This window comes from Candidatus Chloroploca mongolica (genome assembly GCF_004762035.2).
Taxonomy (GTDB): Bacteria; Chloroflexota; Chloroflexia; order Chloroflexales; family Chloroflexaceae; genus Chloroploca; species Chloroploca mongolica.
In genome coordinates this window covers 1-25,319 of the sequence record NZ_SIJK02000030.1, presented here as the reverse complement: position 1 = coordinate 25,319, position 25,319 = coordinate 1, and the positions used below count along the sequence as shown (strand labels likewise).

Below are 25,319 nucleotides of genomic sequence, written 5' to 3'. Positions count from 1 at the left end.
TGGGTACGAAGGAGAGATGATAAACAGAGCGTATGCAAAGTTGGTCAGTACTGCACCCGCCAGACGAACAGTTTTTGGCTCATCCCCATGGACATACAGGGCCTGCGGCCCCAACCCTTCAAGATCTGTTTTGTCTTAAGCGGCAACGCTCACCATCCTGGCATTGACAGGAAAAACCTGACCGCGAACAAACCGTTTACCTGCTACCTGCTTGCTACGCCCAGGATTATACTTAAGAATCATCAGCATTGTCAGCGCATTCCTCGGCGGATTAAGGTTCAACTTCATAAGGGCAGCAGCACAAGCAACAACAGTCACTTCAGCGGGCAAATGAAAGGATATAAGAAGATGGATAACGGAACTGAGCGCGCAAAGGGCAAGGTGGAGGAAGTCAAAGGGGCGGTGAAGGAAGGCATCGGCGATCTCATAGGTAACGAGCAGATGCAGGCAGAAGGACACGTTCAGAAGGTCGAGGGCCAGGCTCGCCAGGCCGTGGCGAAAGCGGATGAGCAGATCAAAGGCATCGGCGAGGAGGTCGGGGGCAAGGTTGAAGGCACGATCGGAAGCCTGATCAACAACGAGCAGATGCAGGCAGAAGGCAAGGCCAAAGAACTCAAGGGCAAAAGCCGCCAGAAGGCGAACCAGTAGGCTTTATCAATAGGCCGTATCACACACCAGGCCAACGTGCTGCTCTGCATATGCAGAGCAGCACGTTGGCCTGGTGATCATGTTGCTGCGTCTACGCGAATTTCCTGGTCAGCGCTGCGTTTTTTCTTCTCGGGCCGCTAGACCCTGGGCCTCAAAACTCGTGTACTGGTCAGTCCCCAGATATTACATCGTCTAACAGTCTGATAGCGCCCAAGCCACGCTTCTGATAAGATAAGCACAGCCATTGCGTTTGGCTTGGATGGGTATCGAGCGACATGCTGGTGGCATTCCGCTCCAGATGCCCTCAGCATCACACCACAGAAGGTAGCACGATCAGTATGACCTTTGAAATTATCATTATCCTGGTATTGATTCTGGCCAATGGAATCTTTGCAGGCACAGAATTGGCCATCCTGGGCGCAAAACGGGGACGGTTGGAGCAGCAGGCTGCCGATGGAAGTATCGGTGCGACGGCGGCCCTCCGGTTACAAGACGATCCCAATCGCTTTCTCTCTGCCGTCCAGGTTGGCATTACGCTGATTGGTATTCTCACCGGCGCGTTTGGCGGTGCCAGCATTGCCGCACGTCTGTCGCCGTCGCTAAGCAGCCTGCCTGTGGTTGGGCCGTATGCGACCCAACTCGCGTTTGGCATTGTGGTTCTGGTGATAACCTTCTTCACCCTGGTTTTTGGCGAACTGGTGCCCAAGCGGCTTGCGTTGCTCAAGGCTGAGCAGTATGCCATCCTGATTGCAACCCCAATGACCTTCATTGCCCGGCTGAGTAGCCCGGTAGTCAGCTTGCTCGCCTTTTCTACCCAACTGGTGCTGCGCCTCCTCGGTCTCGATAAGACCCTCCCGGCGCAGGTGACGGAAGAAGATATTCAGGCCCTGGTTCGTGAAGGTACGTCTGGGGGCGAGGTCACGTTGCACGAGCAGCAACTCATTGAGAGTATTTTTGAGTTTAGCGATCAGCAAGTGCGTCAGATTATGACCCCGCGGCGCGACATCGTTATGATCGAGGCTGAGGCAACCCTGGGTCAGATCATGCATCAGGTGCTGGAGGAGGGCTACTCGCGCTTTCCGATCTATCAGGATACGCCTGACCAGATCATTGGCATTGTCCATGTCCGTGATTTGCTGATGCTCTATCACCGCGAAGGCAACGATGCGCTGGTGCAGAGCGTCATCAGCCCGCCCCTCTATGTCGCCGAACATAGTCTGGCCGCTCAACTCCTGGCGACGTTTCGCAAACAGCAGCGGCATATGGCGATTGTCGTTGGCGAAGAAGGTGGGGTGGAAGGTCTGATCACGCTGGAAGATGTGCTCGAAGAGATTGTGGGCAACATTGAAGATGAATTTGATGAACCTGAACCCGAATTCATTGTGCGCCGCGAGGATGGTTCATGGCTCATTGATGGGCGTCTCCCAACTGATGATCTGAAAGTACTCCTGGAGGTAGAAGACCTGCCAGACGAAGCGATCTATCGTTATGATACGCTCGCTGGCCTGGTCATCACGTTGCTCGGCCATATTCCCACTACAGGCGATTATGTGGACTGGGATCGCTGGCGGTTCGAGGTCGTCGATATGGACGGACGGCGCGTTGACCGCATCTTGCTGACCAACAAAACCTAGAGGTGCGCACCCCTTCGCGTGCGCTTCTTTGACGCAAAGGCGCAAAGGCGCAAGGGTTTTCGCGGAGGTGCGTACCTCTTCGCGCCTTCGCGCCTTCGCGTGCGCTTCTTTGACGCAGAGGCGCAAAGGCGCAAAGGCGCAAAGGCACAAAGGTTTTCGCGAAGGTGCGTACCTCTTCGCGCCTTCGCGTGCGCTTCTTTGAAATGGTCTTAATGGCTAGCCGAGGCCCCGATCGCAAGCGGTAGCTGCATACGAAAGGCGGAACCCTGACCCACCCTGCTCTGTACCGCGACGCTGCCGCCGTGCGCTTCGACAATGTACTTCACAATCGCCAGGCCCAGGCCCATCCCACCGGTGGTGCGCGAACGTGTCTGTTCGACCCGATAGAAACGATCCCATAGATGCGGTAGATGTTCGGGCGCAATGCCTGGGCCGTTATCAATGACGGTGATGGCGGCCATATCGTTGGCAAGCGCTTCCAAGTGTACGGTCACCTCTGTGCCAGGCGGCGTATAGCGGACAGCATTCTCGATCAGGTTGCGCAAGGCCTGGGTCAAACGCTCGCGATCACCCTCGATCACGAGGCCGGGCGCGATGACGGGGGTAAAGCAGTGGGTCGCAAACAGCCGTACACTGGTCGTCGTCAGTTCGGCCACGAGCATATCCAGCGACACCGAGGCACGCGCAATCACCTGCGTGGCATCGGCCTGCGCAAGGAGCAGCAAATCGTTGACTAGGCGGCGCATGCGCTGCGCTTCATCGCTCGCCTCATCGAGACACAGTTGGCGTTCGGCGGGTGCGAGGTCACGCCGCAACAAAGCGAGGTTCGCCAGTACCACGGTCAGGGGTGAGCGCAGTTCGTGCGACGTGTCAGCCAGGAGGCGACGCTGTTGTTCCAGGGTCGATTCGACGGTTGTAACAAGATCATTGATTGTTGCCGCAAGCTGGCCCACCTCATCGCGGCGCGCAGGATCAGGCAGTCGCTCGTGGTAGTCGCCAGTCGCGGCAATCGAGGCCGCCGTGCGGGTCAGGCGCGCCATTGGTGCGAGGGCGATGCCCGTCAAGACGGCAGCGCTGCTGGCAGCAAACAGCAGCGCTCCGATGCCGCAGATCAGCAACAGGATCCGCGCTTGCGCCAGCGTACGTTCAATCGGTTCGAGCGACTCGGCGACGAGCAGCAATGCATCCGGTGCAAGCGTGGCTGGCGCACGGGTAACGAGTAACCGCAGATCTTCGTGATCGCCGGCCTGGACAGTTTCAATGACCTGGGGGCCTTCCAGGGCCGTGGCGAGCAACGGCAACGCCTCTGGCAGGCGATCCGCGCCCAGATTCGGTGAAGAGGCGAGCAGATCGCCAGACGGCGCACGCAGTTCCACGTAGATGCCCGGGGCGCTGAACTCGACCAGAGGCGGCAGATTGGGCAGGTTGGTGCTCGCCCCCGACAGTTTGGCCGCAATCAACTCCTCGCGCACCAACGCTGCCCGCTCCTGGAGCCGCACATCAATCTCAGCAAGCAGGTTGGCCTGCAAGATCAGGTAGAAGATCAGGGCAAACAAGCAAATGGCCGCTCCCGTCAGCACCGTGACCAGGATTGTAAGCCGGAGGCGGAGCGAGGCAGGGCGCTTCATAGGGCTTCCTCGCGCAGGCTATAGCCAATCCCACGCATGGTGTGAATGAGGCGTGGCTCGTGATTGCTCTCGAGCTTATCCCGTAGGCGTGCGATATAGACTTCGACCACGTTGCTTTCAACGTCATAGTTGCCCCAGACGCGCTCCATGATCTGTTCACGCGTCAGGACATGACGTGGTGAGCGCATGAGAATGTGCAGGACAGCGAATTCTCGGGCCGTCAAATCGAGCCGCCGCTCGCCCCGGAAGGCCTCGTAGGTCGCACCATTCAGGCGTAGGTCAGCAAAGACGAGCAGGTCTCCCGAGGCAGGCTGAGTGCGGCGCAGCAACGCACGGACGCGGGCCAGCAGTTCGTCGAAGTCAAACGGTTTGACCAGGTAATCATCGGCACCACTGTTCAATCCTGCCACCCGATCCGGCACCGAATCACGGGCTGTGAGCATAAGGATAGGCGTGTTTGTCCCGCGTCGCAACCGCCGACAGACTTCCAGGCCATCAATGTCAGGCAGCATCACGTCAAGAATGACCAAATCCGGCGGATCGTCGCGTGCGATGCGCAAGGCTTCTGGACCATTGACGGCCGTATGAACCGCGAAGCCTTCAAAGCGTAACCCTCGACTTACGACGCGGGCAATCTTTAAGTCGTCGTCAACCACCAGGATCGTCGTCATCACCCTTCTCCTTTTAGACCCACTACTCTTGCAAAGAAGGCAGCTATTTTGACGCAAAGGCGCAACGGCGCAAAGATTTTCGCGTAGGTGCTCTCACCCCTTCGCGCCTTCGCGCCTTCGCGTGCGCTTCTTTGAAAAAGATTGCTTTTAGACATGGTTTCAGAAGGGCCGGATCAGCTTTACCCTCGACGGTAGTGCCGACTTCAGTCGGCTTCCAGTTCAGCCGAGTGAAGTCGACACGACGATGAGCGCTAACTGGAAAGCTCCCTGAAACCTTGGCTTACGGTTGCATCGGAGTCAAGTATAGCATGTCCCCCTGTTAGCTTCTTGTTACGTCGTATTCATCACGGTGAAAGCTTTTGTTGGTATCATATGAAGTATGCAGAGTCGCTGGATGGTGGCTGAGATCAACACAGTGCGTATTTTTTTGGATCCGTTTTTTGATGCTACCCTTGTCGTATTAAGCAGCTTGCTCGCTGCCATGGTACTTATTCTCACCCATCGGCTGTTCAGATTCAACCTTTATCAGGCCTGGTTGGTGCTCCGCCAGATCGTAGGTTGGCTATTGATCATCATCGGGATCCTGGGTATGATTTTACCAGGGCCAGGCATCCCGTTCTTCGTCCTTGGTGTTCTGCTCGTTGGGCGACGGCATCATTTGATCCGCCGGAGTTGGGTCTTGTTGCGCTTGAACCTGCGTCGCCTCGGCCAACGTCCTGGACTGCTTGGGCATGCCGCACAGTTCGCGTATCGGCAAATTCAACGCACGCGTGCGCAGATCAGACCGATGCTCCGCAATGTGAGCGCGAGACACCACCGCCAGGGTGAGCATCGCCGCTAAGTAACACTGGCTTGAAGGACCTTCTTTTTGTAGAGCTACGGCACGTATCAACCCATATGAGTTTACTCTTTTTCATCATCTTCCTGACGCTGAGTGTCTCAGCCGTTTGTTCTGGAGCCGAAGCGGCGCTCTTCTCGGTCAGCATGGTGCGGGTTCGCCAACTCGCCGAAGGCGGTGGGGCTTCAGCTAAGGCCCTGTTGCAGATCCGCGAAAACATGGCGCGTCCGATCAGCACGATTGTGGTGCTGAATAATGTCGCGAATATCGGCGGGAGCCTGCTGATCGGTAACCTGGCGACGGAAGTCTTTGGCAGCCAGTGGATTGGCGTCTTTTCAACCTCGCTCACACTCGCCGTGATCATCTTTAGTGAGATCATCCCAAAGACGCTTGGCGAGCGTTATGCCGCGACGATCGCGCCAATCGTGGCCAGGCCTGTCCAGTTCTTGACGATCCTCTTTACGCCGATTGTCTGGCTCATCGAACGCATCGTTTCACCGATTGTCAGCACGAACCAGGCACCCACGACGAACGAAGCCGAAATTCGCCTGCTGGCGCGGATTGGTCAGCAGGAAGGGGTCATCGAGCGTGACGAGTCGGAAATGATCGAGCGCGTCTTCCGTCTCAACGATACGGTCGCCGGCCATATTATGACCCCGCGGGTCAGTATCACCTATCTCCTCGCCGACGATACGCTTGCTGAGGCACGCGAAACGATGCTGAATGCTGAACATTCGCGGCTGGTTGTCATTGGTGATTCCATTGACGAAGTGCGCGGCATCGCGTTACGAAGCGAACTGCTCGCGGCGTTGTTAGCTGGGCAGGAACAGCAGGTCGTCTCAGCGCTGATGCGCCCGGCAAACTTTGTGCCCGCCAGCATTCGGGCCGACAAACTGCTGGAAGTCTTCCGCCAGACGCGCCAGCACCTCTCGGTCGTCATTGATGAGTATGGCGGCCTTGCCGGCGTGGTCTCGCTTGAAGATGTACTTGAGGTGCTCACCGGCGAAATTGTGGACGAAACCGACCGGGTCGCCGACCTGCAAGCCGAGGCGCGCCGGAAGAATCAGAACCGCTTTGAGCAACCATCCGAGACCTGATGCGGTGAGGGTTGCCTGGATGGAACCCACGTTTCGCCGCATCTGATCGTGTGCATTGCCCCAGACCTGTGAGGAGGTTCACGATGTTTGAACGTATCGCCTTCGCGACCGACGGTTCGCCAGTATGCGAGCGAGCAGTCGACTATGTCGCCTCATTAGCGCATTGTTACGCCGCGCATGTCCTGGTGTTGAACGTTGCCGCAGCCCCACCAGTTGCGATGAGCGAGCCCTACCTCCATTATGCCTTGTTAGCCAGACGCCAGGAAGCCGCCGCCTGCGTCGATCAGGTACGCGAGCGCCTGCGTGGCATGGGGATCATCGAGGTTGAAATGGCCGTGCTTGAAGGCCGTCCTGACGAAGCCATCCTTGAACAGATCGAGCAATGGGGCGCCACCTTGCTTGTGATCGGATCGCACGGCGAGCACCCGTGGCGCGATCGGATCTTGGGCAGTGTGAGTCTGGCCCTAACGCAGCGTGCTCCATGTCCAGTTCTGGTGATGAAGTGACGGCTCCCAAGCGTAAACGCTTGGGCTTCAGAGACTGCCGCCCCAGTCTCGTCCTCCGAAGAGAACATGGGTGGGGTGTGGCCTCTTCGATGCGCTTGTCTGTGCTGACTCTCAGGTTGGCCCCTTCCGCCGAACCAGCGCGCCACATGACCATGAGCTTTTTACCCGACGATGGATTCTTCGTCGGAACGCCCAAAACTCAGTTGGAAACGTGCATGAGATGCGCACACCTCATGACGAACAAGTGTACCATGGATACGTGCTTGGTGCAACACATGAGCGAAAGCCGCTCAAGCAGGGTGCTTCATCCCAGGCGTGAACGCGCTGGGCTTTCGCACCTAAAGGCGAGCATCTGTAAAGCGAGGGGCGACCGAAGCGGCTTGCACGCGGGTGACGAACTTCGTCGGTGAGTTTGACGCCCACGCGCGCTCGCCAAGATCTGCAATTCTGCGAGTAGGCCATGACCGGCGCGGCAATACGACCTATCTGCGTGATGCCGATGGCGCTGAGGTCGTGCGATCGCGGCGCAAAGCCGTGCTTACCCGCCGTGCTGGTCGCGATCTGGTCACTGAGATTACGGTGCGCGAGAAGGAAATTGATAATGATCTGCCTAAGAGCTGTCTAGATCAAAATCCTTTCGTTATAGCCAAACAGACTCCCATTAGCGACCACAACGGGCACCGCGGCGGGTCTGAAAACGCCCATCGCCCTGATTAAACCAGACCTGGCAGCCGCGCACATCCGCGACCACAATGTCCGGCAGGCCATCACCATCCATATCGCCCACGCCTACCGCGTCATTGGCGCTGTACCGAATGCGCGAACGAATTTCGCGCAACTGCCCCTGGCCGTCATTGCGCCAGACGCGTGCGCGGGTGTTGCCGGCCGTCACCAGATCCAGGACGTCGTCGCCATCAAGATCGACGAGGAACACCTGCCGGGTTGGGCCATTGTTCACTTCGCCAAGCAACGTAAAGAAGCCCTGCCCATCATTGATCCAGATCTCATCGGGGCCGGCGTTGCCGACCACGGCGTCCAGGAATCCGTTTCCGTTGACATCCCCGAGCGCCACGGCCCAACTCTCACGCTGCCCTAACGCTTGCAGGCTATCGGTAAACATGCCGTCGCCGTCGTTGAACCAGACCTCGTTGGGCGTTTCCCACACGGGGTCGCCGTGAATCTGGAGGAACGTCAACCCGTTGGCGACAAAGGCGTCGGGGCTGCCGTCGCCGTTCAGATCGCCCAGGGCGACCGCCGTACTCCCCGCGTGTCCCATGCGCTGACCGGAGTCGTGGAAGGCGCCGTTCCCAGCATTGAAGAACACCATGTTCTCCGGGATCAAGCGGACGGGGGCACCGGCAGCAGGAAAGCTGACCCCACCGCAGCAGTTGGCGACAAAGATGTCCAGGCGGCCATTCCCATTCAGATCGGCAAGGGCGACTCCACCGCTGATCCAGCCCTCATGTTCGACGGCATGCGGGTGCGCCAACGTCCCTGCGCCATCATTCACAATGATCGTGGGGTTGGGCAGAAACACGGCGTCGATGAACTGATCTCCATCAACATCGCCAAGCGCCAGGGCACCGAAGCTCATCTCGACCGGCAGGCGTGCGCTGGCGGTGAAGTTGCCGGCGCCGTCGTTGTACAAGATCTGATACTGGATTTCACTGGGGAACGTGTACGGCTCGCCAAAACGACCGTTTGCCACGACGATATCCTGTGCGCCGTCGCCGTTCAGATCGGCGAGCGCGACCTGTCTGACCTGCGGTGGGCGCTCAAAGAGCCCGATACATCCGGTCAATACGAGGAGCGGCAACAAGAACAGCAAGCGATAGCGGCGGTTGGAGATAGCCGCCTTGACGTCATCCTCAGCCTTCAGCAAGATCTTCAGTTCATCCGCGGATTCCGTAATGGTCGGGACTATCCGGTTCATGGCACCCTCTTCGATACGAAACAGGTAGCTTCAGTTGCTGTACCGTGAAGCGGCGGTACCAGAGTACGGTATGAAGACCCTTCCTCTCGCCTCATGTGCTATCATTCCCCTCTGGGATACCATGGACGTTTGGCAGCGATCGACGATCGCACCGCGTATCAGCAGGAGCACCTCGATGCCGGTCAAAAAGGCGGGCCGCATCCTCGCTTCACTGGAAGATTGGGCGAAGTATGCCGGCCCCAAGCACGCACGTCAATGGGTTGAGGGCCGCAGTGCCCAAGAAGTCGCCCGTGCCTGGCTTGCAAGCGGTGAGGAGGTGCCGCCTGAAATTTCCGCCCTCCTTGCCACCCACGATCGCTTTGGGCCACTGCTGGCGTGGGACGCCGAACCGGAAGCGAAGCTCCGCTTCGACCGATTCCCCGGTGAACCAAGCAACGGGGATCTCGTTGTCTCTCTGGAGGATTCGTTCGGGCCGTATCTCATGACGGTTGAGGCCAAAGCGGACGAACCGTACGGGGCCACGGTTGCGCAAACCCTCCGTGCGGCACAAGCAAAAGGGCATAAGAATCCGCGGTCAAAAGGGCTCATCAGGGTCAAACAGTTAGCAGAAGCCTTGTTTGGACCGTGCGCCGACGAAGACCCTGGCTTTGGCGTGCTCCGCTACCAACTGCTGACCGCGTGTGCAGGAGCGCTGTGCGAGGCAGAGCGAAGGAACGACGCCCGAGCGATCCTGCTGGTGCATGAATTCATAACGCCCAAAACCAGCGATGCCAAGCATGCCCGCAATGCGGCTGACCTGGACGCCTTTGTCAGCGTACTCTCCGGTGGCAAGGTGCCCAACGTGACGCCAGGCAGCCTCGTTGGCCCATTCCATGTTCCAGGCCATCCGCTCATCACGACACCGGTGGATCTCTTCATCGGCAAAGCCTCCCGGACGCTGCGCTGAAGGGTTTGTTCACCTGCTGATGCACCTGGCCTTTGCCGTGGTGACCAAACGACGTCCGTTCGACCCGAGCGACAGGACGGCGCGTCTGTTCAGTCCGACGCCGTCGCTTTGCAACGAGCGACCTGTTCGGTCATCCACACCGGAGACGAGCTGTCCACACCCAGTAGCACAGCCGGAGTGGGGTGCCCGCAGCCTTCGAGAGGCTCGGCTTGGTGTGGGCAGGTCGTCTCCGGTCGCCGAAGGCGCCCCACCGAATTCGTGAGATTGGCCCTTGACAACCAGCACCGTATCTTCGTTCGTTCAGCCGCCATTCTACCCTACAAGCGAGGCCTGACATTAAACACACAGCAATTAAGGATTCGATTCACAGTATAACTGATCTCTATTGCATTCGCTAAAGCAATCTTGTTGGCGCCTATGCCCGATCCATCCGCATTCATCACATATATGTCTCTATGAAATGGTCTGGGGCCACCCCTGTTTGAGCTAAAGGCAATTCTCGTCCCGTCGGGCGACCAAGCAGGTCTTGTATCTTCCTGGGGATGGTTCGTCAGGTTGATTCGTTCGGATCCAGTCGTTGGTCAGAATCAGGCGATGGCCATGGAGATCCAAGCGCCAGCATTGGCTATGAGCCTTATCTATTTCCTACCTAGCATACCCCACTGTTGCAGCTTTGTTGCATGCAACAAAGCTGCAACAAAGCTGCAACAGCGAATGGCAACCCAAACCTTGATGGGAGTGGAGAAATTTGTACTAAAATAGATATGGTACGAGCAGTTTGATGCCGACCAGTGGGATGTCCAGATTGAAATTGTCATTCGCAGCGGCGCGGTTGAGCGGCTCGAACAAGAAGGAGGGCCGGCAATGAACAAGAGCGAAATCGCTACGTTGATCCACTTCAATTTTTGGGCAAACAACCGCATCCTTGCCGCATGCGAGCGTATTTCAGCGGACGAGTTTACCCGCGAACACACCCCGGATTCTGGCTGGGGGAGTGTGCGCGGTATGCTCGTGCATACGCTCGATACCGAGTACGGCTGGCGCATGGTATTGCAAGCTCAAGACGGGGATGCGATCCTGCAGGCCGACGATTTTGGCGATGTGGCGGCGCTGAAGCACCGTTGGCAACTCGAACAAGCTGCCTGGTTTGCGTACGTAGACGAATTGAGCGAAGACCATATCAATCAAGGGTATGGTGATGATCCACCTGAGCGGGGCCTTACTCGATGCCTTCGTATGGCCCGAGGAAGGTTGGGCGTGGCCGTGTGACATGGACATCAAGCAGGGCTTTCACCGTCGCCAAGGCTTCGCGCGCTGTGTACTGAGCTAGCACGGGCGGTGCATACCGGCCCCAATCCGGGACGCCAACGCCAACGGCATCTACCCCTAAGGCACGACAGGTATAGACGGCGCGGGGCATATGGTAGCGTTGGCTAACGAGCACGGCCTGCTCAACCCCGAAGATCGGCTGGAGCCGATAGCACGACTCGTAGGTCGAGAAGCCCGCGTAGTCAAGGGTGATGTCGCGCATCGGTACGCCGAGACTCGCAGCATAGCGGGCCATCACGGTCACCTCGTCATATGTGGCGTGGCTGTTGTCGCCCGTCATGAGGAGCTTCTCCACCCGCCCGAGGTGGTAGAGGTTGACCGCGCCCTCAATGCGTTCGGCCAGGATGCGCGTCGGGCGATCACCGCGAACGCCCGCCCCAAAGACGACCGCGACCCGCGTTGGGGGTGCGTCGGTCGGCGTGGTGACGCGGAACGGGGCTGTTGCGAGATGGCTGTAGCTCAGGGCGACGAGCGGAATAAGCAGGCTCAACCCGAGGCCCACAACGATGAGGCGGCGCAGGTTTTTGAACATGATCGGCATACATCGGTTCAGACGCTCAGGGCTCGCCAGAGGTTGCAGGCTGCGGTCGCCTTGCGCTCATTGAACGCAACATCCGTCTCTGCTTTCTCTTCCCCCGGCCCTTCGCATTGCGCGTTGTGCGCGTCGTCGTCGTGTGCGTGGCCTGAAGCGGCTGCGCGTGATGCGACCTGCCCATCACAGTGGGCCGTCGTCCGTGTCGACCAACCTGCTCCAGCAATCGACTGATGCGTACCTTGATCTTCGACTTTCAGGCGCGCGCCCTCGGCCTGTACGTCGCCACGCTAGCGATGGCCCTCGACCCTCAGTTCGTCGTCATCCTTATTGGGCCAGATGGTACAATAGCCCTGGCGGATGAAGGTAAGGCATAAGAAGACTCAGGAGACCAGTGATGCCATCCAAGCAGTACGCTCCCTTTCGTTTGATCATGCAGAAAATCGCGGCCTCGTCACCAGGATCCTGGTATTATGCCCGCACGCTTCATTTCGTTGACGGCATCGCCTTGCGGTTGTCGGGCGGTCGTCTGACGATGACCAGCTTGTTTACCGGCCTCCCCGTCGTTAGCGTGACCACGACGGGGGCCAAGAGCGGATTGCCGCGCACGGTTCCGCTGCTCTGCATCCGCGACGAGCGCGATCCGGCCAACTTTGCGATCATCGCGACAAACTGGGGCCAAAAGCAGTATCCGGCATGGTATTTCAACCTCAAAGCTAACCCGCGGGCCACATGTTCGCTCACCGGCAAAACGGGTACGTACCTGGCACATGAAGCGGTCGATGAGGAGTATGCACGCTTCTGGCAGTATGCATCAAACACGTATTTTGGCTATCCTCTGTACAAGCAGCGCATCCACGCACGAAGCATTCCTATTATGGTGATGACCCCAGACAAGCTGTAAGCCGACCAATGGCTTCCTGATCAGGCATCAATCCAATGACAAAGGCTCGATCACTGCTCACCTGCTTCGCCCTCAGCGCCCTCAGCGGCACTCTGCTGGCGCTCACGATGCCGGGCATCGATATGGGTTGGCTTGCCTGGGTGGCGCTGGTGCCCTTGCTGATCGCTCTTGATGATCGCTCGGCCAGCGCCGCCTTCGGTATCGCCCTCCCCTTTGGTCTGATCTGGGCGATCAGCGCTCACCGCTGGTATCCCTTCGTCCTTGGTCCGTCAGGCTTTGCGCTGATGGTGCTCGTCGGCTTCTTTTACGCCGCGCTCATCCAACTTGGTGTCTGGCTGCGTGGCCAAGCTGCTGCACACGCGCCCAGCAGTGTACTCCTTGGCATGCTCGCCCTCCCTCTCGCCTGGACGGCCGCTGAGTTCCTGCGCTACGCCGCGCCAGTCACCGGTGCCTGGTGGTTCGCGTTGCTCGCCAATAGCCAGTGGCAAAACCCGCCCGCACTGCAAGTGCTCACCCTGACCGGACTCCCTGGCCTGGCCTTCATGCTCATGCTGGCGAATGTCGCCCTGGCGCACCTCGTGAGTGTGCTGCTTCGCCGCAAGACGTTCACCCTCGAGCCAATCATCGCCCTGACCGCTGTGGGCGCCATCGTCGGCTGGGGCTATCTGACCATAGACCCCCTGCCGCCCAATGGCTTTACGGTCGTAGCAACAGTCGATCTCGCCAACACCGACCCGGTGATCCAGGCGAGCGGTGAAGCGGACGCAGCCGGGTACCAGGCCAGTACGCCTGCCCAGTCCCAGGCGATCTTTGCGGTCAATGCCGCCCTCACCCGTTCGGCCAGGGCCGCAGACCCGGCCTTTGTCGTCTGGCCCGAACACGAGATCGCCGCGATTGATGATGCCCTGATTCGCCCGCAACTCGCCACCCTTGCCCGTGAGTTGCAAACCTACCTGGTCGTGGACATGGTCTGGCAGACGCCGACGGGCAAGTACGATACCGCTCTCTTGATCGGGCCAGACGGCACCGAGATCGGGCGTCAGGCCAAAGTCAATATCACGGATGGTGAGCGGGCCGCAGGGTTTCAGGCAGGGCCATCGAACCATCAGGTCTTCACGACGCCCTACGGACGTGTGGGGCTTGGGGTCTGCTGGGATCGCCACATCACGACCATCACACGCCGCCTAGCGCAGCAAGGGGCACAGATCGTATTGATGCCCGATGACTCTGACTTTGGCACGCCATGGTTCCCGCCGTACCACGCTGCCGATAGCGTTTTTCGAGCGGTCGAGAACCGGGTGGCATTCGCGCTCGGCTCAGTGTCTGGTATCGCCCAGGTGATCGACCCCTATGGGCGAATGAGCGCCCAGAGTAGCATTGATACGCGCCAGGTAATCACAGGAACGACCTTTGTGCTCGACGAGCGTACCTTGTACACGCGCTGGGGCGACTGGTTTGGCTGGCTGACCGTAGGCATCGTGGTGATCCTGATTGGTCTCCGCGTGCTTCCAGGGTGAGCACGCCGGTCCAGCCAAGATCACGCCCATCACGACCGATGACCGCCCAAGCAGCACAGCGGCCAGGGCGCATTGGAACCAGGGCTGCGGCAAAGTCATCCCGATCGTCCGCAGATTACGCAGATTATAATATGTGCTATTATGTCAGAATTCGCACGTGACTTCAGTGACATTCAATGTCGACAACGTACGTTTTCTGCTCTGCTGCCGAAGGGAGTGCCGGCTTCAGTGGATGGTTGAACTGCTTGACGTGCTGCTGCACGAGGCAATGTGAGGGGTACGATGGGATTGCTGTTGGGTTTGCTTGTTCTCTTCATGATCGTGCTGGCGTTGCTGCTTGGCCTGAGCATTGGTCTCGCTTTCCTGCTTACCTGGATGCTGCCGGGGGTGGGGCTCGAGATGGCTCTGTTGGTCGCGGTGATCGCGGCAGGTCAAGCATTCCTCTTCTTCGGGCGGATGATGAACTCCTTGCCGCTCGGCCCCGAGCCGGAGCCGGACGTGGATGACGAGCCGTCGATCATCATTCTTGATCGGGATCTGAACGTGCCGCGCCGACGCCGGAAGCGGACGTAGTGAGCGAGCCTTACCCCTTCTCTAGCTCTGCCGCGACACTGCGGAACTGTTCTAGCGCCGCTTCCAGGTTTTCGACGATTTCGGCGGCGATGAGGTCGGGGGCGGGCAGGGCATCGATGTCTTCGAGGCTGTCGTCCTTGAGCCAGAAGATGTCGAGGTCGTAATTGACACCGGGTGCCTTTGCTAGGGCGTCACCCTGGCGGACGGGGCTGCCGCCGTTGCCGATGCCATGCAGATAGAGGTTCATTGCGCAGAGGCGCACAACTTCGTCCACGATGTCTACGCCAGTCAGCGCGTGGCTGCGTAGCTTGCGCAGCAACTCTTTGTCGTGGGACTGGCTCTTCATACATTCGTAGGCGGCGAGCAGAAAGCCGCCGGTGCCGCACGCGGGGTCGCACACGGTCTCACCGATTTTGGGACGGACGCATGCGACGATCGCCTCGATCACCGGACGCGGGGTAAAGTACTGGCCCGCGCCAGACTTTACCTCTGCGGCGTTCCAGTAGGCCCTCGTAAATCTGGCCTTTTACGTCCACGCCGATGCCGATCCACGGGCCTTCGCTGGCAATCAGCGAGACGATGCGCTTGAGCTTGGCCGGATCGGTGAGCTTGTTCTGGGCCTTTTTGAAGATGGTGCCGATGAGTCCCGGTTCGCTACCCAGGTTCTCTAGCGTATGGCGGTACTGGACTTCCAGCGCGTCGCCGTCCTGGGTGACCAACTGGTTCCAGCGGTATGCGGAACCTAACACCGCTGTCCTGAGAAATCCCTCCGGTCATGGGGCTTCCACGGGAGCAAGTGTGTCCGTAGCGGGCACGAGGGCGAGCTGGTAGCCGAACTTCTGTGCGCACCGAGCAAGTTGCTTGAGCTCATGCTCGTTGGGCTGCTCCTCGTAGGCGGCCGTGGTCTCCTCACAGAACGGCTCACCGCGCAGCAGCATGGAATAGACCGTGCGCACGAGCTTGTGGGCTGTCGCCGCGGTGGCCTGCTGCGGCCCCTTGCGCGCCCGCATCGCCCTGAAGTAGGCGTCAAACGAGGGTGCGGAAGGCACAGATCGCCACGTCAGGCCGGAACGAGGTCTGGAGCAGCCCAAGGGCATGGAGCTTCTGTCGCCACTGGGCGTCGTTCCAGTCGCTCTTACGCCCCGGCACCATCGTGACGTGGCGACCGTTGACCAGATAGGGCGTGATGCCCCGCTGCTCCAGCAATTCGTCGATGGGCACCCAGGCGACCCCGGTCGACTCACGTGCCACGGTGTCAATACCCAGCGAGACCAGCCAGTCGACCAGGGCGTGGAGGTCAGGAGGAAACGTACCGAAAACTCGTACGGGCTCAGCACAGCGATCGGGCGCAACCACAGCCAAAATCTCGGTGCCGCCGATATCGAGACCCACGGCGTTGGGAAAGACACAGGGCATACCTTCGATGCGACCAGGCTTGGTAGGCGCGGGGACTCGAGACATTGCAACTCTCCTGAAACAATGATGGAATGGTGATGACCAGCCCTGCCGCGTCGGGAAGGACTGTCCTGGTCGCAGGGCTGGCCGCCCTGCGGGTAGGGTCGTCTGGGTCGTCAACGTGCCCCGCTTGCGTTGGGCACACCACTTCGAAAGATGGGAGGTGGACAGCCCGTGGCGGCGAAGCAACGCACCCCGCCGGGGGGCACCGTGAGGATAGGCATCATCCTCGTCAAGGATGGCGATGCGTTGGGCGGACGACCAGGATGACGGAGGCTATACCGGGGTTTCTGTGTCAAGCGTTTCGGCGGCGGGACCTGGCTGTTCGGGGCGGTGGGTCGTCATCACAACGATCCTCTCGCACCGCCCTGCATACAACGGGTTTTTGGGAGCATGGTGTCCAAGGGTAGTCTAGCACATAGGGTGCAACCAGCGGCGCAAACGGCGGCACCCGGCAACAACGAGGCACCCGCCAGGGGTGCCCCTACAGGGCCGGGGGTCGGGCCCCGGTGTAGGGGCACCCCTTGCGGGTGCCCTGGCGGGTGCCCTGGCGGGTGCCCTCGCGGGTGCCCTCGCGGGTGCATACACGGAAGATGCAATCGCCCTGACCCGCACGCGGCAGCAGGGCTTGAGCAAAGTCAGAGCCGACCGGCGGCGAAGGCTGTCCGGGCGAAGGCCCGGTCGATCGCGTAGGCAAACTGGTGCTGCACTGCGGCCAAATTGGTTGCGCCACTGGACAGCACGAGGCTGATAACCAGGTTGTTGAGTGCGGCATTGGTCTGTGGTGCCCGTCCTCGTCGTAGTTGACAGGCGTCTTCTTCGAGCGTCACATCGCGCCGGTCGTGTAACCCGTTCTCAATGCCCCACTCCGCACGCGTGATCTGCAGCAGGACGGTTGGAGCCGCAATCCGGCGCGGGAGGCTCGTCAACCCGTAGCGCACCTCGTCGTGCTCGCCCTTCGCGTCCCACCAGCGCCGTTCAAGCTTGAAGACCTGCGCCAGATAGGGCCAGGGGGTGTCGTTTTGCAGCATACTGCTCACCGTGATGATGCGCTCCTCAACCCGTCCGTGGCCGCTCTCACAGCTCCGCGCGGTCTCGAAATCCGTCGGCGGGAGGCTCCAACCCTTGGTCACCTCGGGCTCGACAAACAACTGGCTAATATCATTGAGCACGGTGGGTTGGTTCTGGTCCACAAACCATAGAAAGTCACCCTTGGCTTCCACAATCTTGATGCTGATGGCCCGTTGCGTGTGGAGCGCATCGCCCACGACCACGACCCCGTTTAAGGGCAACCGGGCTAGGAGCGTTGGGGCGACCACGATTTCATTTTCTTTCCGCTCAACTTCGGCCTGGGCCAGCACAATGCCCTCGGCGGGGAGAAAGGCCGCCAGCAGATGGACCCCACGGTTCTGCCCAGCCGGAATGGTGCCACGCAGGGTTTTGCCGTCGAGGGCGAGCACGATGCTCCCGCGTTCCGGCACCTCGGCACATTGGCGTTGGGCCAAGAAGAAGTCGGTCAGCCGCGCCTCGAAGTCGTTCAGGTCGATCGCGTGAGCAAAGACACGGCTCCAGGTCGCCTGGTGGGGCATGGTGGGCCGCGACAACCCGAAGAGCGCGGTCAGGTCGGCCGCCCGCAGGCGCGCCCAATCGCTGAGGTCTTCAAGACGAGCATAGCCAGCAAGTTTGGCGAGCACGGCGATCACCAGCAAGGGAACGAGTGGATACCGCTTGCCCCGGCGCTTGCGCTGATCCACCAGCGGTGCAAGATGTTCGGCCAGGGCGGTCAGGCTAAAGGCAAAGGGGATCTCCGTCGGCAGGTCAAACGTCATGGGCTCGGTGGTATCATGCATGGTGAACACCTCGTTTGTCAGCATGGTTGTCATATAGCTCCATACGAACAGACCGGGTGTTCTTTTGTAGCCGAACGTACGGACTTTGCTCAAGCCCTGCACGCGGCAGACCCCGGCCTTGACATCCGGCGTAGCTCTGCTATACTTATCACGAATTTTTTATCGGCAGTTCAGGCGACAGAAGAAGGTTATCGTTATGCAACGTACTATCCGCAAAGTGTTGGTAGCCAATCGTGGCGTCCCGGCGGTGAGGATTATGCACACATGCCGTGATCGCAAGATTCCCACGACTGCGGTGTACAGTACGCCTGATCGCCTCGCTTACCATGTCTTCATGGCTGACACTGCCATCCACATTGGCGATGCGCCGCCGATCGTGTCGTATCTCAACGCCAACCGGATCATTGAGGCCGCGCTGTGCAGCGGCTCGAACGCGATCCACCCCGGTTGGGGCTTCCTCGCCGAGAATGCCGACTTTGCCCAGCAGGTGATCGATGCTGGCCTGATCTGGATCGGCCCTTCCCCCGAGGTAATCCGGCTGATGGGCGATAAGATTCGGGCCAAGGAGATCGCCAGACGCTCGAATGTGCCGACGGTGCCGGGGATCGAGCATGTGACCAGCGCTGAGCAAATCAGCACCTGGATGCGCGAGCAAGAGATCGCGTTTCCGATCATTATCAAGGCGGTCTCGGGCGGCGGCGGCAAGGGCATGGTCAGGGTCGATCAGCCGGAACAGATCGCTCAGGCCCTCGTCCAGGCCCGCTCTGAGGCCAAGAAGTCCTTTGGCGACGATGCTGTGCTCGTCGAGAAGTATATCGAGCATGGCCGCCATATTGAGGTGCAGATCGTGGCCGATGAGTACCGCCACGTGGTGCATCTCTTCGAGCGCGAGTGTACGCTCCAGCGGCGCAATCAGAAGATTATTGAGGAGGCACCCTCGACCCTCGAGAATGACCTTCGCCAGGAGATCTGTGTCACGGCGGCGCGCCTGATGCGCCGCATCGGCTACACCTCGGCAGGCACGGTCGAGTTCATCTTCGAGCCTGCAACCCAGAGCTTCTACTTCCTTGAGGTCAACACCCGTCTGCAGGTCGAGCACGGCATTACCGAGTTGATCACTGGCCTGGATATCGTCAGCATTATGCTCGATGTCGCTGAGGGCAAGCCGCTGCCGATTAAACAACTCGATGTCGTCCCGAACCGCTGGGCGCTCGAGGTGCGCCTCAACGCCGAGGATCCCAAAACCTTCGGCCCGTCGTTCGGCAAGATTACCCGCCTGCGCACGCCCCTGGGCCCCAATGTGCGCGTGCTGCTCGGTACCACCGAGGGTGAGGATATCCCGCCGTACTACGACTCGCTCTTCATGCTCCTGATGGCCTCGGGGGCCGACCGGGCCGATGCGTTGCGCGTGATGGATCGCGCCCTCACCGGCGATCTGCGCATTGAAGGGGTCAAGACCCTCGCCCCGCTGCTGCTGAGCATCATCAGGCACCCCAAGTTCGTGTCTGGCGATTTCTCGACTAAGTTTATCGAGCAACACCTGCCAGAGCTCGTCTCGGGCTTTTCCGAGCGCACCAGCGAGGATGAGATGCTCCGGGTCGCCCAGTACGTGGCCGAGATCTCCGCCCTGGGTTCGCAGAGTTGGATGTGAGGAGAATTATGGAGACGAGCACGACGATCCAGCCCACTGGTGCCCAGGGGGATTACACCTTCGTTCGTCCGGGGATGACGGCACGCGAGCTTGTTCAGGCCGTGCGCGACCTTGATGGCGTCTGCCTCACCTCGGTGAGCATGCGCGACGCGGGACAGTCGGACTTCAAGAATCGCCACCGCATCTTCGACCTGAAGGCGCTGGCTCCGCTGTTCAATACGATGGGCCTGTTTAGCGCCGAGACCCATGGCGGGGCGCGTTGGCACGTCGGGATCATGAACCGCCGCGAGAGCCCCTTCGAGGAGACCCGGCTGCTGCGGCAATTGATGCCAAATGTCTTGCTTCAGACCCTGATTCGCGAGACGAATATGTGGGGCTACCGGCCCTACCCAAAGAATGTGATCGAGTACGCCGTCTCGCAGGTGGATATTGATGTCTGGCGTTGCTTCTCCTTCCTCAACGATGTGCGCAACATGCGCACCGTCGCCGAGACGGTCATGAAGCGCGGGCGTCTGTTCGAGCCAGCGATCTCGTTCACGGTCGCCGACTGGGCTACCGATGCGTATTATCTGGGTGTCGTGCGCGAGATCGTCGCCCTCTGCGGCGGTGTCGATGAGATCATGCTCTGTATCAAGGACATGGCCGGCGTCGGCAACCCGGCGCGGATCGGGCAATTGGTGACGACCATCAAGCAGCACTACCCCGAGTTGCTGATCCACTACCACCGCCATGTCACCGACGGGTTGGCCCTGCCCGCGCTCTTCGCCGCCGCTCAGGCCGGGGCCAAGATCGTCGATGTGCAAGAAGACGCGCTGGTGCGCTTCTACGGCCACCCGCCGATCCTCGGGGTGCAGGCCTACTTCGAGGAGGGTGGCATCCATGTCCACCTCAACCGGCCAGTCGCCGAACAGGCCAACCAGAAGGTGCGCGAGTGGATCGGGCACTACGAGTGGGCCGAGTCGCCCTTCAAGGGCTACGACCACGGCGTGACCAAGCACCGCATGCCCGGCGGAGCCTTCCCCAGTTCGTTCGAGCAGGCCGAGAAGGGCGGCTTTCTGCACCTCATGCCGGCAGTGCTGCGCGTGATGGGCCTCTACAACCAGATCGTCCACTACTTTGACGTCACCCCCGGCTCGCAGATCACCTGGGTTACCTGCAGCGGGATCGTCAACCGCTACGCGAAGGAGCAGGGCGAAGCCGGGGTCAAGCGGCTCATCACTTTGCTCAGCACATTCGTTGAGGAGCAGGGGCAAAACCTCGCGGCGATGAGTGAGGCCGAACGCGATGAGTTGCTACAACTCTTCCGCAACGCGCCCGGCGACTTCAAGAACCTACTGGTGGGGAGCTACGGGCGACTGCCTGTTGGCTGGCCAGCCGACTGGGTCTACCAGAGCGCCTTCGGTGACGAGTGGCAGACGAAGATCAAGGGACGCACCGATCTCTCCCCCCTCGAGACACTCACGGACGATAACCTCGCCAAGATCCGCCAGAGCCTAGCCGAGGCCATCGGGCGCACACCGACCGAGGAGGAGTTCGTCCTCTATCTGATGCACCCGAAAGATGCCCTCAGCTTCATCGAGTTCCGTGAAAAGTACGGCGTGGCCCCCCTGGTGCTGCCGACCGATGTCTGGCGCAACGGGCTCCTGCGCACCGGCCAAAAGGTCAACTTCGAACTCGACGGCAAACCGTGCTGCATTGAACTGGTGTCGGTCGGGGCCGAGCACGAGGGCGTGATCCATGTCGTGATGAAGGTCAACAATGTGACCCGCGTCTACCCCGTCGCAACGCCCCGCGCCAAGAAAGTTGAGATCCGGCGCGCCAAAGCCACCGGCGACATCGGTGCCCCGATCAACGGCAGCGTGTGGCGGATCGGCAACCCCAAGCGCGGCCCGATCCAGGTCGGCGATATCATCCGCAAAGGCGAGGAGGTAGCGAACCTCGAGGCGATGAAGATGGAGAATGCCATCCTCGCCCCCTTCGATGGCCGCATCGCCGAGATCTGCGTCAAGCTGAACGACATCGTCCAGGAAGGACAACTGCTGCTGGTGATCGAGAAGACGGTCTGACCGCACACGACCGCTTGCTACGCCACCTAGGGCAATTGCATCTTCCGTTGGTGAGGGCCGTCAGAGTGTCAGAACGCGCCCATCCGCCCCCACCGTCGGCGTCAACGCCTCGGCTACGGAGGGCAAAGCCGGCCTTCGCCGGCTGGATCAGGCCACGAAAGTGGCCTTCGCTCGCAGGGCGATTGCATCTTCCGTGCATGCACCCCACCAGGGCACCCGCAAGGGGTGCCCGTACACCGAGCCCGGCGCCCGGCCCTGTAGGGGCCCCCCTTGCGGGTGCCCTATGGCACCCCTTGCGGGTGCCCTATGGCACCCCTTGCGGGTGCCCCTACAGGGCCGGGCGCCGCCGTGTGCGCCACTGGTTGCATGCACATGCTGCCACAGAGAGCCTATTTTTATCCGGTTTCGTATGATGCAATCGCCCTGCCTTCGCTCGCCAGAAGCCGAGCCGTTCACGGCGACGGAAGAAGATGCAATCGCCCTGCTACGCCACCAGGCCTAGGCGGCGAAAGAGCAGGGGGGCACCAAAAGCGATCCAGAAGCCGATCAGGGTATAGCGCACATAGCGCAGCATCCCTGCCACAAAGGTCGCATCACGAGGGAAGAGCGCGCCCAGGCCCGCCCAGAGCACGATCACGACAATGATCCCCAGCACAAAGCGGAGCCCCCGCTGCCACCAGGGGCCGCGCACGTCCAGTCCTCCCTGCGTCCAGAGCAGCAAGGCCCCGGCGGTAAAGCCAAACCAGGTACCGCCGACGGTCACCGCTGTTTCGAGTGACCAGGGATGGATCGGATCGTTGGGTAAGGCCATGGCCGCATTCTCAAGCCAGATGGCAGGCAGATCGCGCTCACCCAGCAGCGCCAGCACCAGGGTTGGCACGGCGACCAGCACCAGCGAAGCCAGGAAGGTCAGCGCGAGCTTCACGTTCAAGGCTTGATCCTTCACCCGCTGCCAGATCGGCTCGCTCCAAGCCATAAACGCCGCCAGCGTCAACCCTCCCAGCAGCCAACCCAACAGCACATCGCTCGGAAAATGCACCCCCAGGGCCATCCGCGAGAGGCCGACCAGGATCGCCAACACCCCCACCCCGGCCCAGGCCCAGGGGCGAGCAATGCCGGTAGCGAGCGCCCCCCACACCCCAACCGTATTCTGCGCATGGCCCGAAGGAATGCCAAACGAACCCTCAGCGGTCAGCGCCCGTACCTCCGCACTGTACCAGAAGGGCCGCGGCCCCGCCAGAGCCAGTTTGAAGGCCGTGTTGACCGTGGTATTGAGCAACAATACCATGCCCACGCGAATGCTCAGGATCGGGTTGATACACCAGAAGAGCAATGGCATCAACAACAGAAAAAAGACCTCATCACCAAGAACACTCAAGGCCCGCCAGAACAACGCGAGTGCACCACTGTCCGGCTGGAGGGCTAAAACCAGCGCGCTACCCCACTCCCAGATGGCTTCCATGATTGCTCCTTCTCGAGACTGGTCATTATGTGACACCGATTATACACGGCCTTCTCGGACGCATTCCAAAGATGCACCTCCCACGCGGGCAAGGGAGTAGATTTACTATGCAACGCTGATTTGTTTTCTACGTTACTTTAGGATGTCTTTACCAAGCACGTGCGTACGCTATGCTATACTCGCCATCCCCGGACCGGGAGGCCCCTTCGCCGATACCGTGCGCCCCCGTTGGGGCACGGCGTCGCCGTGCCCCCACCATCCCCACCCATCCACCCGTCACCGAGGATCGCTCCATACCTACGGCAGGGCGCAGCAGCGATGTGATGGACGGGGCGGTTGAGGGAGGCGCATGGGCTGCTGCGCCCCGACGCTTCCGCTTGCCGAGACGTCATCCGAGGCCAGGGGATCGCCGGGCCGTTACCCGACATCGCCGGGGTGGGGGCACCCCGCCACGGATGCGGTTGTTCGCTGTAAGGGCGCAGCAGTCCATAGCCCACCTGTTGAACCCAGGCCCCTCCCCATCGCTGCTGCGACCATAGGTTCGCTTGCTGCGCACCGGCCTCCGGGTCGATGCGCAGGAGTTATCGTCCTATTGTTCACTCTACGCATTCTTGCCTCCGTGTGCTGAGGTCTGGCATTCGTATTTCAGATTCCATATAATGACCTGCATCAAACCATGCTCGATCGTATGGCTAGGGGGCCATTATGACGCAAGAAAACCCAAAAAACCAGGCGGGTGAACCGGTCGTGGTGCAGTTGAATGTCGGTGGAGCGCGCCCCAGAACGGGCTGTATCATGAGCTTCATCATGCTCATCGTCACGGCTGCCACGCTGATCGGGCTTGGCGCGGCGGTGCTGGCCGTGTTTGCCCCGAATATCCTCACGTCGGTCGTCTCGCGGGTGACGGGCTATGAAACTATTCAGTCGCGCCCCGTCCAAGGCGACCCCGCCAACTATGATCCCATCGCCGCGTATGCCTCCCTGCAAGCCTTCGCAGGTGAGGGCGCGCAACTCATCAGCCTCGATGCCCAGTTTGTGCGCCCAGATGGCACGCTGGACTTGACCGCTAGCTATACGCCTTCGCCCAGAGTCAACGCCGAGTTTGCACTGGAAGTAGCGCCACCTGCGGATGCGCCGCCTATTGGCGCAGGAGGCTTGGGGACATGGTATCGGCGCGTGACGATTCAGGCCTATCGCCCCGGTCAACAGGGACGCGTTTCGTCGCGCGGTTCGGGCGGCAGCGTGACCTACACCTACGTCAATGAGGGCATGACCCGCGACATTGATGCCCCCGCCACTGATACGTTTACCTTCCTGCCCGCCCCCACCTGCGCCTTTGCCGACCTGTGGCAGGTGGCGCTAGAGCGCGGCGCGCCTGCCAATGCCGTAGCGACCATTGAATATGACGATGAAGGCTATGATTTCCGCATCCGCGACGTGAATGTTCGGGTTCAGTTTGACAGCGCGTGCCAGGTAAAAGATTAAAACCACGTTCTTGGCCGCAAAAGAACGCAAAGAACGCAAAAGACGGCCCATCGCATCGCAGATGCAGGGATCCGTTGATGGATAGAGCATCGCATACGGAGGAGTACACGATGAGCACATATACGTGGAATGAGCATTTTGAGGCGCAAGAGGTTACGTATATTCTTGAGCTTGGCGATGAAATTATTGTCGTTGAGCACGTTCCGGCACGCGTCAATGTCGAAACGGGTGAACGTCTGTTTGCGCCGGAAACTGTTGTGCGCCTACAGGCTATTGTCCAGTCACGACCGGCCCCTCAAAGGGTGCTGCGTGCGCCCGTCTTTGATTTTGCTGCGTAACGAAGCTGTAGGGCGCAGCAGCGATGTGGTGGGCGATGCGGTTACGGCACGCGCCATGGGCTGCTGCGCCCCTACTCGTCGGCCCGTCACCCGCCATCGCCGTGATCGCCGGCCCGTCACCCGCCATCGCCGGGGTAAAGGCCCCGCACCACGGATGCGGTTGGTTCGCTGTAGGGGCGCAGCAGCCCATGGCCCCCCCGTTTGTTAAATGTCAACTAGATTTGCCGCCTGGTGTCAACTAGATTTGCCGGTTCCC

At 60.2% G+C, this 25,319-nt stretch carries 25 protein-coding genes; 15 read left to right on the top strand and 10 right to left on the bottom strand.

What is annotated here, in order from left to right; all coding sequences use genetic code 11:
• The first annotated feature begins 348 nt into the window (after positions 1-348).
• Positions 349-648, top strand: a complete 300-nt coding sequence (locus EYB53_RS16035; protein ID WP_135479437.1) for a CsbD family protein — start codon at positions 349-351, stop codon at positions 646-648.
• Positions 649-986: 338 nt separating this feature from the next.
• On the top strand, positions 987-2,282 hold the full coding sequence (locus EYB53_RS16030) for a hemolysin family protein (RefSeq protein ID WP_135479436.1): 1,296 nt from the start codon (positions 987-989) through the stop codon (positions 2,280-2,282).
• A 209-nt stretch (positions 2,283-2,491) separates the two neighbouring features.
• Here the strand turns inward: EYB53_RS16030 and EYB53_RS16025 are convergent, their stop codons facing one another.
• Positions 2,492-3,910 carry a sensor histidine kinase gene (locus tag EYB53_RS16025; protein ID WP_135479435.1) on the bottom strand — a complete coding sequence of 473 codons (1,419 nt, stop codon included), beginning with the start codon at positions 3,908-3,910 and terminating at the stop codon, positions 2,492-2,494.
• Complete coding sequence (locus EYB53_RS16020; protein WP_135479434.1) at positions 3,907-4,581, bottom strand: response regulator transcription factor; 675 nt, start codon at positions 4,579-4,581, stop codon at positions 3,907-3,909. Before EYB53_RS16020 ends, EYB53_RS16025 begins: the two co-directional genes overlap by 4 nt.
• Positions 4,582-4,960: 379 nt before the next feature.
• Here EYB53_RS16020 and EYB53_RS16015 point away from each other — a divergent pair, with 379 nt between their 5' ends.
• From EYB53_RS16015 to EYB53_RS16005, 3 genes are all read left to right on the top strand, one after another.
• The gene (locus EYB53_RS16015; protein WP_135479433.1) at positions 4,961-5,422 is read left to right on the top strand and encodes a hypothetical protein; all 462 of its coding nucleotides are present in this window, start codon (positions 4,961-4,963) and stop codon (positions 5,420-5,422) included.
• Positions 5,423-5,478: 56 nt separating this feature from the next.
• Positions 5,479-6,516: a hemolysin family protein gene (locus EYB53_RS16010; RefSeq protein WP_135479432.1), complete on the top strand. Its 1,038-nt coding sequence runs from the start codon at positions 5,479-5,481 to the stop codon at positions 6,514-6,516.
• A gap of 83 nt (positions 6,517-6,599) precedes the next feature.
• Positions 6,600-7,022, top strand: coding sequence for a universal stress protein (locus EYB53_RS16005; RefSeq protein ID WP_097653723.1), 423 nt, complete (start codon positions 6,600-6,602; stop codon positions 7,020-7,022).
• A 661-nt stretch (positions 7,023-7,683) separates the two neighbouring features.
• Here the strand turns inward: EYB53_RS16005 and EYB53_RS16000 are convergent.
• Positions 7,684-8,955 (bottom strand): FG-GAP repeat domain-containing protein, encoded by a 1,272-nt coding sequence (locus EYB53_RS16000; protein ID WP_135479431.1) that lies wholly within the window; start codon positions 8,953-8,955, stop codon positions 7,684-7,686.
• Between the two features lie 175 nt (positions 8,956-9,130).
• Between EYB53_RS16000 and EYB53_RS15995 the strand changes: the two genes are divergently transcribed.
• Together EYB53_RS15995 and EYB53_RS15985 are read left to right on the top strand one after the other, a co-directional pair.
• The gene (locus EYB53_RS15995) at positions 9,131-9,901 is read left to right on the top strand and encodes a DUF6946 family protein (protein ID WP_135479430.1); all 771 of its coding nucleotides are present in this window, start codon (positions 9,131-9,133) and stop codon (positions 9,899-9,901) included.
• Between the two features lie 864 nt (positions 9,902-10,765).
• Positions 10,766-11,170 (top strand): DinB family protein, encoded by a 405-nt coding sequence (locus EYB53_RS15985; RefSeq protein WP_135479429.1) that lies wholly within the window; start codon positions 10,766-10,768, stop codon positions 11,168-11,170.
• On the opposite strand, the gene EYB53_RS15980 is transcribed toward EYB53_RS15985, so the two are convergent.
• Positions 11,121-11,762, bottom strand: a complete 642-nt coding sequence (locus tag EYB53_RS15980) for a SanA/YdcF family protein (RefSeq protein ID WP_205712668.1) — start codon at positions 11,760-11,762, stop codon at positions 11,121-11,123. The two genes, EYB53_RS15985 and EYB53_RS15980, sit on opposite strands and share 50 nt — an antisense overlap.
• 233 nt (positions 11,763-11,995) lie before the next feature.
• Between EYB53_RS15980 and EYB53_RS15975 the strand changes: the two genes are divergently transcribed.
• The 4 genes from EYB53_RS15975 (at position 11,996) to EYB53_RS15960 (ending at position 14,756) form a co-directional block, all read left to right on the top strand.
• Entirely contained in the window at positions 11,996-12,139 is a 144-nt protein-coding gene (locus tag EYB53_RS15975; protein ID WP_254151102.1) for a hypothetical protein, read from the top strand.
• Between the two features lie 20 nt (positions 12,140-12,159).
• Positions 12,160-12,666 (top strand): nitroreductase/quinone reductase family protein, encoded by a 507-nt coding sequence (locus tag EYB53_RS15970; protein WP_135479428.1) that lies wholly within the window; start codon positions 12,160-12,162, stop codon positions 12,664-12,666.
• Positions 12,667-12,701: 35 nt separating this feature from the next.
• Positions 12,702-14,183: an apolipoprotein N-acyltransferase gene (locus EYB53_RS15965; RefSeq protein ID WP_135479427.1), complete on the top strand. Its 1,482-nt coding sequence runs from the start codon at positions 12,702-12,704 to the stop codon at positions 14,181-14,183.
• Between the two features lie 282 nt (positions 14,184-14,465).
• Complete coding sequence (locus EYB53_RS15960) at positions 14,466-14,756, top strand: hypothetical protein (protein ID WP_135479426.1); 291 nt, start codon at positions 14,466-14,468, stop codon at positions 14,754-14,756.
• Between the two features lie 10 nt (positions 14,757-14,766).
• Here the strand turns inward: EYB53_RS15960 and EYB53_RS15955 are convergent, their stop codons facing one another.
• The 5 genes from EYB53_RS15955 to EYB53_RS15935 all read right to left on the bottom strand — a co-directional run bounded on the left by EYB53_RS15955 (position 14,767) and on the right by EYB53_RS15935 (position 18,094).
• A complete protein-coding gene (locus EYB53_RS15955) occupies positions 14,767-15,204 on the bottom strand; it encodes an HsdM family class I SAM-dependent methyltransferase (RefSeq protein ID WP_371879122.1) in 438 nt (145 codons plus the stop codon).
• On the bottom strand, positions 15,161-15,475 hold the full coding sequence (locus tag EYB53_RS15950; protein WP_205712667.1) for a hypothetical protein: 315 nt from the start codon (positions 15,473-15,475) through the stop codon (positions 15,161-15,163). The genes EYB53_RS15955 and EYB53_RS15950 overlap by 44 nt, the downstream gene beginning before the upstream one ends.
• A gap of 54 nt (positions 15,476-15,529) precedes the next feature.
• Complete coding sequence (locus EYB53_RS15945) at positions 15,530-15,805, bottom strand: hypothetical protein (protein ID WP_135479425.1); 276 nt, start codon at positions 15,803-15,805, stop codon at positions 15,530-15,532.
• On the bottom strand, positions 15,783-16,217 hold the full coding sequence (locus EYB53_RS15940; protein ID WP_135479424.1) for an IS110 family transposase: 435 nt from the start codon (positions 16,215-16,217) through the stop codon (positions 15,783-15,785). The genes EYB53_RS15945 and EYB53_RS15940 overlap by 23 nt, the downstream gene beginning before the upstream one ends.
• A 632-nt stretch (positions 16,218-16,849) precedes the next feature.
• Positions 16,850-18,094 (bottom strand): ISAs1 family transposase, encoded by a 1,245-nt coding sequence (locus EYB53_RS15935; RefSeq protein ID WP_135479422.1) that lies wholly within the window; start codon positions 18,092-18,094, stop codon positions 16,850-16,852.
• Positions 18,095-18,257: 163 nt separating this feature from the next.
• On the opposite strand from EYB53_RS15935, the gene EYB53_RS15930 reads away from it, so the two are divergent.
• Positions 18,258-19,712: an acetyl-CoA carboxylase biotin carboxylase subunit gene (locus EYB53_RS15930; RefSeq protein WP_135479421.1), complete on the top strand. Its 1,455-nt coding sequence runs from the start codon at positions 18,258-18,260 to the stop codon at positions 19,710-19,712.
• 8 nt (positions 19,713-19,720) lie between these two features.
• A complete protein-coding gene (locus EYB53_RS15925; RefSeq protein ID WP_135479420.1) occupies positions 19,721-21,778 on the top strand; it encodes a biotin/lipoyl-containing protein in 2,058 nt (685 codons plus the stop codon).
• A 484-nt stretch (positions 21,779-22,262) separates the two neighbouring features.
• Here the strand turns inward: EYB53_RS15925 and EYB53_RS26070 are convergent, their stop codons facing one another.
• Positions 22,263-23,240, bottom strand: a complete 978-nt coding sequence (locus tag EYB53_RS26070; protein ID WP_135479419.1) for a phosphatase PAP2 family protein — start codon at positions 23,238-23,240, stop codon at positions 22,263-22,265.
• A gap of 705 nt (positions 23,241-23,945) precedes the next feature.
• Here EYB53_RS26070 and EYB53_RS15915 point away from each other — a divergent pair.
• Both EYB53_RS15915 and EYB53_RS15910 read left to right on the top strand, forming a co-directional pair.
• Positions 23,946-24,725, top strand: coding sequence for a hypothetical protein (locus tag EYB53_RS15915; protein ID WP_135479418.1), 780 nt, complete (start codon positions 23,946-23,948; stop codon positions 24,723-24,725).
• A gap of 110 nt (positions 24,726-24,835) precedes the next feature.
• On the top strand, positions 24,836-25,063 hold the full coding sequence (locus EYB53_RS15910) for a hypothetical protein (RefSeq protein ID WP_097650336.1): 228 nt from the start codon (positions 24,836-24,838) through the stop codon (positions 25,061-25,063).
• The last annotated feature ends 256 nt before the right edge of the window (positions 25,064-25,319 follow it).

Excerpts from the sequence above, each read along its gene's own strand:
- EYB53_RS16035 (WP_135479437.1), top strand. The coding sequence starts at position 349 with ATGGATAACGGAACTGAGCGCGCAAAGGGCAAGGTGGAGGAAGTCAAA.
- EYB53_RS16030 (WP_135479436.1), top strand. The coding sequence starts at position 987 with ATGACCTTTGAAATTATCATTATCCTGGTATTGATTCTGGCCAATGGA.
- EYB53_RS16025 (WP_135479435.1), bottom strand. The coding sequence starts at position 3,910 with ATGAAGCGCCCTGCCTCGCTCCGCCTCCGGCTTACAATCCTGGTCACG.
- EYB53_RS16020 (WP_135479434.1), bottom strand. The coding sequence starts at position 4,581 with ATGACGACGATCCTGGTGGTTGACGACGACTTAAAGATTGCCCGCGTC.
- EYB53_RS16015 (WP_135479433.1), top strand. The coding sequence starts at position 4,961 with ATGCAGAGTCGCTGGATGGTGGCTGAGATCAACACAGTGCGTATTTTT.
- EYB53_RS16010 (WP_135479432.1), top strand. The coding sequence starts at position 5,479 with ATGAGTTTACTCTTTTTCATCATCTTCCTGACGCTGAGTGTCTCAGCC.
- EYB53_RS16005 (WP_097653723.1), top strand. The coding sequence starts at position 6,600 with ATGTTTGAACGTATCGCCTTCGCGACCGACGGTTCGCCAGTATGCGAG.
- EYB53_RS16000 (WP_135479431.1), bottom strand. The coding sequence starts at position 8,955 with ATGAACCGGATAGTCCCGACCATTACGGAATCCGCGGATGAACTGAAG.
- EYB53_RS15995 (WP_135479430.1), top strand. The coding sequence starts at position 9,131 with ATGCCGGTCAAAAAGGCGGGCCGCATCCTCGCTTCACTGGAAGATTGG.
- EYB53_RS15985 (WP_135479429.1), top strand. The coding sequence starts at position 10,766 with ATGAACAAGAGCGAAATCGCTACGTTGATCCACTTCAATTTTTGGGCA.
- EYB53_RS15980 (WP_205712668.1), bottom strand. The coding sequence starts at position 11,762 with ATGTTCAAAAACCTGCGCCGCCTCATCGTTGTGGGCCTCGGGTTGAGC.
- EYB53_RS15975 (WP_254151102.1), top strand. The coding sequence starts at position 11,996 with ATGCGTACCTTGATCTTCGACTTTCAGGCGCGCGCCCTCGGCCTGTAC.
- EYB53_RS15970 (WP_135479428.1), top strand. The coding sequence starts at position 12,160 with ATGCCATCCAAGCAGTACGCTCCCTTTCGTTTGATCATGCAGAAAATC.
- EYB53_RS15965 (WP_135479427.1), top strand. The coding sequence starts at position 12,702 with ATGACAAAGGCTCGATCACTGCTCACCTGCTTCGCCCTCAGCGCCCTC.
- EYB53_RS15960 (WP_135479426.1), top strand. The coding sequence starts at position 14,466 with ATGGGATTGCTGTTGGGTTTGCTTGTTCTCTTCATGATCGTGCTGGCG.
- EYB53_RS15940 (WP_135479424.1), bottom strand. The coding sequence starts at position 16,217 with ATGTCTCGAGTCCCCGCGCCTACCAAGCCTGGTCGCATCGAAGGTATG.
- EYB53_RS15935 (WP_135479422.1), bottom strand. The coding sequence starts at position 18,094 with ATGACAACCATGCTGACAAACGAGGTGTTCACCATGCATGATACCACC.
- EYB53_RS15930 (WP_135479421.1), top strand. The coding sequence starts at position 18,258 with ATGCAACGTACTATCCGCAAAGTGTTGGTAGCCAATCGTGGCGTCCCG.
- EYB53_RS15925 (WP_135479420.1), top strand. The coding sequence starts at position 19,721 with ATGGAGACGAGCACGACGATCCAGCCCACTGGTGCCCAGGGGGATTAC.
- EYB53_RS26070 (WP_135479419.1), bottom strand. The coding sequence starts at position 23,240 with ATGGAAGCCATCTGGGAGTGGGGTAGCGCGCTGGTTTTAGCCCTCCAG.
- EYB53_RS15915 (WP_135479418.1), top strand. The coding sequence starts at position 23,946 with ATGACGCAAGAAAACCCAAAAAACCAGGCGGGTGAACCGGTCGTGGTG.
- EYB53_RS15910 (WP_097650336.1), top strand. The coding sequence starts at position 24,836 with ATGAGCACATATACGTGGAATGAGCATTTTGAGGCGCAAGAGGTTACG.